At 73.6% G+C, this 3,305-nt stretch carries 5 protein-coding genes; all 5 read left to right on the top strand.

Features of this window, described 5'->3' with window-relative positions:
- Nucleotides 1-1,976, top strand: a 1,976-nt coding sequence (locus tag ACFU7Z_RS37975) for a S8 family serine peptidase (RefSeq protein ID WP_380782661.1), incomplete at its 5' end; no start/stop codon positions are given.
- Between the two features lie 68 nt (nucleotides 1,977-2,044).
- Nucleotides 2,045-2,227, top strand: coding sequence for a hypothetical protein (locus ACFU7Z_RS37970; protein WP_147409001.1), 183 nt, complete (start codon nucleotides 2,045-2,047; stop codon nucleotides 2,225-2,227).
- Nucleotides 2,228-2,295: 68 nt separating this feature from the next.
- Complete coding sequence (locus tag ACFU7Z_RS37965; protein ID WP_117486003.1) at nucleotides 2,296-2,487, top strand: hypothetical protein; 192 nt, start codon at nucleotides 2,296-2,298, stop codon at nucleotides 2,485-2,487.
- A gap of 113 nt (nucleotides 2,488-2,600) precedes the next feature.
- On the top strand, nucleotides 2,601-2,966 hold the full coding sequence (locus ACFU7Z_RS37960) for a hypothetical protein (RefSeq protein ID WP_380782658.1): 366 nt from the start codon (nucleotides 2,601-2,603) through the stop codon (nucleotides 2,964-2,966).
- A gap of 102 nt (nucleotides 2,967-3,068) precedes the next feature.
- Entirely contained in the window at nucleotides 3,069-3,269 is a 201-nt protein-coding gene (locus ACFU7Z_RS37955; protein ID WP_117486007.1) for a hypothetical protein, read from the top strand.
- Nucleotides 3,270-3,305: the final 36 nt, after the last annotated feature.

Below are 3,305 nucleotides of genomic sequence, written 5' to 3'. Positions count from 1 at the left end.
TCCCGACTGTGCTCCCCGTCGGCGGGGCGGGCCCCGCGGGCGAGCCGCTCGACCTCAGCAACTGGGGCTCCGCGTACGCCGACCACAGCGTCCTCGCCCCCGGCAGCGACATCGAGGGCGCCGCCCCGGGCGGCGGGACCGCGGCCCTGACCGGCAGCAGCTTCGCCACACCGCTGGTGAGCGGCGTCGCCGCCCTGCTGGTCGCCGCGCGGCTCCGGGCCGGCCTCCCGCCCGACCCCCGGGCGGCCGGCCAGGCCCTGCTACGGGGCGCGCACTCCGCACCCTGCGCACCCGCCGAGGCACCGGAGTGCCGGCGGCGGCTGACCGGCCACCTGGACGCGGCCCGGGCGTACGAGCTGATCACCCGAGGAGACCTGACGGAAGATCCGGCCCGAGCCGGGACCACGGCGGACGGCGCCCGCCGCACCACCCTCTCCCCCGAGGTCGGGGTCGCCACGGCCGGCGCACCCGCACTGCTCGGGACCTCCCCTTACGACTCGCACGAGGGAGCCAGCACCATGGACACCCAGAGCGTTCCCGCCGCCACCGCAGAGGCCGCGCAGGCCGTTCAGGCCGCCCCCGCGGCCCAGGCGGTACCCGGACCAGAGGCCGTCCAGGCCTTCCAGGCCGTACCGGCCGCGCAGAGCGCACCGTACGAAGCCGTCACCCCGGCCGGAGCCCCCGCCGGAGTGACGGGCGCCATCGCCGCGGGCGCGCAGCCCGTGGGCGCCGCACCCGTCCCGCCGCCCGTGCCACTGACCGCGCCCGCCCCGGCCGCGCCCGCGCCGCCCACCGGCGCGACGGCGCTCGGCCAGGCCCCGGCGGCCCCCTGCGCGTGCCAGGGCGGCGGGCCGTCGGGGGCCGGGCTGTCACCGTCGGGCGGCGCACCGACAGGCGGCGGCGTGCGGCCCTCCTGCGCCTCCACCAACAACCGCCCGCTGGTCTTCGCGATCGGCCAGGTCGGCGTGGACTTCCAGACCGAGGCCCGCCGGGACAGCTTCCGCCAGCTGATGGACCCCGTCGAGCGGGACGTCGAGGGCCATCCGGAACAGACCAAGGAACTGCCCGCCAATCCCTACGACGCCGAGCAGTTGCACCGGTACCTGACCGCCAACCCGTGGGCCTCCGACAAGGTCACCTGGACGCTGAACCTGGAAAGCACGCCGATCTACGCGATGGAGGCCGAAGCCGCGGCCGGCATGGACTGGGCCGGCACGCCCGTCGTGGACCTCGGGGCCACGAAGGACGACGTGGAGGCGCTCATCAACGACCGCGCCAGGCTCGCGGACGTCCTGATGGCACTCGCCTCGCCCCCGCCTCCGGTGTCCACGGTCTACCGGTCGTTCCGGGACGCGTACCTCGGCCACCACCGGTTCGCCCAGGACGACGACGGCTACATCTCCCGGATCTCGGTCCCCGGCCGGCTCACCGACCGGACCGTCCGGCTGTTCTCCGGGCAGGTCGTGCCCGTCGTCGAGGTCAAGAGCCGCGGCATCTACATCTGGTACCAGAAGCAGCTGGTGGACGCCGTGGTGAAGGCCGTCCTGGGGCAGGCCGAACGGGACGCCCTGACGGTCAACGAGGCCTACATCCGCAAGACCATGGACGCGTTCCTGGACAAGGTCTACTACCAGTTCCGCAACCTCGGGCAGACCTCCGCCGACCGGGCGCTGAACTCCGCCGGCACCAACGCGTTCTCGGTCGCCGAGACCATCAGCAAGGCCATGCTGCTGGGCCAGAGCATCCCCAGCACCGCCACCGGGGGCAACGATCAGACCTCCCTCTACTGCATCGACACGATCTCCGTCACCAAGAGCCCGTACTGCCGCATGGGCTCGGACTGCCAGGACGTCAAGGTGGGCTTCTTCGACCCCGAGGACGAGCGGCACGCGCGGGTCAACATGCTGTTCACGATCGACGTCAGCGACGAGTTCCCCGTCACCCTGGCGCCCGCCCACCAGTTCCTGGAGTCCTGAGCGCACGGCACCACCGGTGCCCGCACCGACGCAAGGACCCCACGCCATCCGTCAGGAGGAGGCGGATCATGAAACCCCCCGCACGGTTCCCCAAGCCCACGGCCAACCTCCCGGTCCTGGCCCCGCCGGTTCGTCGGGACGGCCCGGAAGAAGCAGGCCGGCAGTCCGGCGGCCCCGGCGTCGTGCCGGCCCGGTCGGCCTGTTCCAGCCTCACCGGCCCGGCCCGGAGCATGTGCTACGCCGCCCTCTGACGGTCCGTCCCCCACGGGCCCGACGAAGGACGGGCGCACCACGGCAACACGAGAAGGGATGAGCAGAAATGATCCACGAAGAATTCCGTGAGGGCCACCGGACGTGGTCCCCCACCCCGCAACTCCCGAAGCTGGCCCCGCCGGTCGACCGCACCGGTCACACCGGCGGTGCCCTGGGGCAGGCCCCGGGCGTCGAGGCCGACGCCTTCTGGGACCAGCTTGCCAACACCGCCCTGCAGGTGATCCCGAAGCTCTTCTGACACGGCACCACGCGCCGGCGACGGCTCCCGAACGGTCCGTCGCCGGCCACACCGCCCGGTGACGCCACCGCGCGGAACCAGCCACCGGAGCTCCGAACAGGAGAGGCAGAACCATGCACGAGCAGCCGCCGCCCCAGGTGCCGCCGATCGACCGCACGGTCGGCTACGAGGCCTATCTGAAGGTGGTCAAGGAAGCCGTCAGCGTGGACGACAGTCAGAACCCGGCCATGCCGCCCAGCAATGTGATCATGGGATTCAGCGGCCGGTCGCCTCGGACCTGCGCTTCGGTCGACGCCACACGCGTGGACACCGAGGACTCGGCCCCGGCTCCGGCCGCTCTCCCGACCACGCTGATCATGGACGGCCCCGGGGGACTCTACGGCCCCAGCTTCGCGGACCCGGCCCCCTGGGCCTGCGGCGGTGCCCCCACCCCCGGCTGCGTGCCGCCACCACCACCCGCCATCGGAGGCCGCCGCTGACCCCTACCAGCCATCCCGGACGGCCCCGTCCCGGAGTTCCGAGCAGCTCCGCTCCGCGCCGTCCGCCCCACGGAACCAGCACACGAGAAGGGAAGCGCGACCATGACCATGGAAGAGTTCCACGACGAACACCGGGCGTGGACCCCCACCCCGCAGCTGCCGAGGCTCGCGCCGCCGGTCGACCGGACCGGTCACAGCGGCGGTGCCCTGGGGCAGGCTCCGGGCGTCGAGGCCGACAGCTTCTGGGACGACCTCGCCAGCGTCGCCCAGGTGGCCGCCCCGATCGCCCTGGCAGCGCTCTGACGGTGTCCTCCCCCGTGCCGGCGGCGGGGCCGTTCC

It is taken from the genome of Kitasatospora sp. NPDC057518 (genome assembly GCF_042802075.1).
Lineage (GTDB): Bacteria > Actinomycetota > Actinomycetes > Streptomycetales > Streptomycetaceae > Kitasatospora.
This window is presented reverse-complemented; position numbering and strand designations above follow the sequence as displayed.

Bases quoted from the DNA above. Each gene is read 5' to 3' on its own strand.
- ACFU7Z_RS37960 (WP_380782658.1), top strand. From the start codon at position 2,601: ATGCACGAGCAGCCGCCGCCCCAGGTGCCGCCGATCGACCGCACGGTC.
- ACFU7Z_RS37965 (WP_117486003.1), top strand. From the start codon at position 2,296: ATGATCCACGAAGAATTCCGTGAGGGCCACCGGACGTGGTCCCCCACC.
- ACFU7Z_RS37955 (WP_117486007.1), top strand. From the start codon at position 3,069: ATGACCATGGAAGAGTTCCACGACGAACACCGGGCGTGGACCCCCACC.
- ACFU7Z_RS37970 (WP_147409001.1), top strand. From the start codon at position 2,045: ATGAAACCCCCCGCACGGTTCCCCAAGCCCACGGCCAACCTCCCGGTC.